The sequence below is a fragment of the Endozoicomonas sp. genome, assembly GCF_031844845.1.
Taxonomy (GTDB): Bacteria; Pseudomonadota; Gammaproteobacteria; order Pseudomonadales; family Endozoicomonadaceae; genus Endozoicomonas.
In genome coordinates this window covers 1-3,403 of record NZ_JAVRMB020000029.1, presented here as the reverse complement: position 1 = coordinate 3,403, position 3,403 = coordinate 1, and the positions used below count along the sequence as shown (strand labels likewise).

At 44.0% G+C, this 3,403-nt stretch carries 3 protein-coding genes; 1 reads left to right on the top strand and 2 read right to left on the bottom strand.

Features of this window, described 5'->3' with window-relative positions:
* The coding region (locus RM811_RS01415) for an RNA-guided endonuclease InsQ/TnpB family protein (RefSeq protein ID WP_402520044.1) at positions 1-911 on the top strand (911 nt) is incomplete at its 5' end.
* Positions 912-997: 86 nt separating this feature from the next.
* On the opposite strand, the gene RM811_RS01410 is transcribed toward RM811_RS01415, so the two are convergent.
* Both RM811_RS01410 and RM811_RS01405 read right to left on the bottom strand, forming a co-directional pair.
* A complete protein-coding gene (locus RM811_RS01410) occupies positions 998-1,276 on the bottom strand; it encodes a replication initiation protein (protein ID WP_402520042.1) in 279 nt (92 codons plus the stop codon).
* 429 nt (positions 1,277-1,705) lie between these two features.
* Positions 1,706-2,863: a replication initiation protein gene (locus tag RM811_RS01405; RefSeq protein ID WP_402520041.1), complete on the bottom strand. Its 1,158-nt coding sequence runs from the start codon at positions 2,861-2,863 to the stop codon at positions 1,706-1,708.
* Positions 2,864-3,403 lie beyond the last annotated feature (540 nt).

Genomic DNA, 3,403 nt, shown 5'->3' with positions numbered 1-3,403 from the left:
GCGATGATGGAGTCACCCGTCTGTTCATTGGAACCAAAAACAATAACATTGGCTATCTGTCTTTCAAGTCTCACCGTAGATTCAGTGAACCAAAGTCAATTTATATCAGGAAGGAAGCCGGTCAATATACAGTCTCTTTCTGCTTCGACGATGGATCAGAAGAACCAACCACCGACAAAGAACATCTGGAGTATCTCAAGGGTGCGTCTAAAGAATGGCTGGAAGACTATGTTATTGGTGTAGATCGTGGTGTTGCTATCCCGGTTCATACTGGTGTAGCAAGATACGACTTTACCGCTAATCAGAAGCGAAACAAAGACAATCGGGAGCGTTACCTTAAACGGCTGCAACGGCGATTAGCTAAACAGACAAAAGGTTCAAACCGTCGGCAAAAGACCAAGAACAATATTGCCAGACAACATAAAAAAGTAGCCAATATCCGAAATGACTTCTGTCACAAAACCAGCCGGAAAATGGTCGACAGCAAGGCAAAGGTTATTATTTTCGAGAACCTGAAAACTTCCAACATGACACGGAAGCCAAAGGCCAAGCAGGACAGCAACGGAAAGTTCATATCCAACAAGGCCAAACAGAAAGCTGGATTAAACAAAGCCATTCTCAATGTAGGCTGGCACTTTCTGGAAACCTATACACATTACAAAGCAGCAAAGGCAGGAAAAGCCGTTTTCAAGATTCCTGCACCCCTTACGAGTCAAGAGTGCGCTCCTTGCGATTACACTCACCCCGACAACCGGAAGACACAAGACCTGTTTCTTTGCGGTAGCTGTGGACACGTTGACAATGCTGACAGCAATGCCAGTTTCGTAGTGAAGAAACGCGCAATCAAATTATTTTTAGACGGTTCTGTTGAAAAGCGAGTTGACTGGCAAGGGTATTCCCCTGCTGGTTAAAGGACGTGGAGCCAAGCGTAAACCGGTAAAGGGCAAGCCCTCTATTGCAACTGGCTGTGAAACGTCAAAAAAGAAGATAATGGCCGTTACTCCGGTAGCTGTCTTATTGGAAGCTCTGCCCCTTTAGGGGCGAGTAGTTCACAGCTATCGGTCAGTTTAAGCCCGAAATGGTGGGAAAACTCCTGGGCGGTCACCGTGATCTCGTCAGGGAAATCCTTTCCTACTCTGGGATCTATTTTCGCAATACAGGCAAGCACCAGTCGCTGTTCATCAAGATTCAGTCGGTAACTGGCCTCAATCAGGTGATTATGTTTTACAATGGTCAGGTCTTTTTTCATAAAATATGAGAGGTAAGTTTTTTTCACATTATTAGAAAACAGGCACCGACACAAACGAAAATATGAGCATAAGCTGTGGACTTATCCCCAATTTCTGTGGTTAACCCTGTTAATCACACAGAATATTTCTCCACCTTTAGCATAATATTTCTCCACCATAAGCTTCTACAGGCCTCTAAAACAAAGGGCTGTAGCAGTGCTAAAAACAAGATTAAAAACAAGAAAGAATAAAAACAAGGAGTATAAACATGTTGTAAAAAGCTGATTAAAAAACAACCAATATTTCAGCAAATTCAGCCAGCAAATTCAGCCTGCCTGAAGACCTGTTTTTCTTTCCTGCTGCAAACTCTACGGTTATAGGCTCTTGCCAGTGCCTGGCTCATGGCTATCGCCCTGATAAGGGTTGTTACCCCTTCGCCGATCAGCCTTGTTCAAATATTCAGCGTCATACTGCGGCTACCCCGTTGCCTCTCCGTTCGGCGATTTTTCGCCGAATAAATCCAGGCCTTCAGCCCAACTCCGGTCTCTGAGCTTGTCATTCAAGGATTTTTCTTTTCCGCCTGACCCTCCCTGCTTGTCCTCAGAAGTCTTCCTTTTAACAATTCCTGTGAAATACTTCACCGGGTCCCGGAATGACTTTTCCGCTGACATCCTTACGAAATCCATCAGGGATTCCATGATGACTTCCTTTTGATACACAGCCAGTGTTGCCAATGAATTTTCATCAATACCGGGAACTTGCATACGAATCATTGCCGCAAGACCGCTATCAAGCTCTGGCAAGTCGCTGTCAATTAGCTGTCCTTCCAGTTCTCTGGCTTCCGGGTCTTCAGATGGGCAGAAGGTGTCGGCATTCCAGATAGAGAACACAAGACTTATAATTTTTCCGCCTCTTCCGGTTTTAGCGGTTTCATAAGCGCAGCAAATATCGGAAATATCATTCACCTCAGCCACCGCTGGCTCAAGTATCCTGAGTTTAAAATCCTTCCACGTTTTATACGATGACTTGTAATCCAGCTTGCATCTGAGCTCATCAAGATAGATTTCTACCGTTGTTTCAGGTCGGCGTATGGTGATCCAGTGATGTTTTCTTAGCCACTGATAAAGACGCATTGACGGAGCTTTTTTTAAGGCTCTGATTTGATCCGCCAGGAACTGAGTAAAACGCATATCTTTAGATAACTCAGTCAGATAAGGTGCGGCATCGTGACTGATGGCGAAATAAGCCTCAACCAGTTTAGGCTGATCAGCGCTCTTTCTGAATTTGGAAGCAGTGCCCCTGAATATATTGATAGAGCCTTTGTAGATGTGCTCTTCATCCTCTCCGTAAAACAGCACCTTCATATCCTGAACTTCTTCACAGGCACTGCGAAACTGACGATATATGGTGGATTTCGTATACCCTATACCGATCCGCTCCAGCTCAGCAGCCCTTAAACAAACAAGCTGATCACTCGCCCTTTTAAACGAATCCAGCTTTGCCAGAATTTCATAAAAAACCTTTTGACCCATGTTAGACAGAGAATAGCGAGCCTCCTCAAAATCATGGCGTATCACAACCTTATCCGTCGCCATATCGACAAAAGGAATGGAAATAAGATCGTTTGATGACATAAGCCTCGCTTCCCCTTCACGGAAACTGATTAATAGGGGTAAAACATAACTTTTACCCTTATTAAAGTCTACTTTTGTCCCCTATAAACCAGCCTAAAACGGATGGACGTACGATTAATATGATGGCAATAGGGGACAAAACGCGACTAGCAGGGGACAAAATAGGACTTATTAAGGGACAGAATAGGACTCAATAAGGATAAAAATTCGGCTATAGGGGACAGACTGGGACTCAATGGGGGACAAAACGCGACTTTTTTGGGCAAAAAACAGCCAATCCCTAGAAACTAGAAAGTAAAGAAAGAAAGAATAAGTAAACAAACTACGTACTGGGAGAAACTATCGTTGGGGGAGATAACTAATCAATTACGGATCTGGTCGAGGCTGTAATTAAGATTGTGTAAACGCTTGTCGTTAAACCTCCAAAGGGGAGAATAACAATGAGCGTTAAATTAGATGAAAAACTGGTTGATCAAATCGTTGGCCAGGTTAAGACTCAGGATGACTTAGCTGACCTCAGTCGTCAGCTTCTCAAGGTGG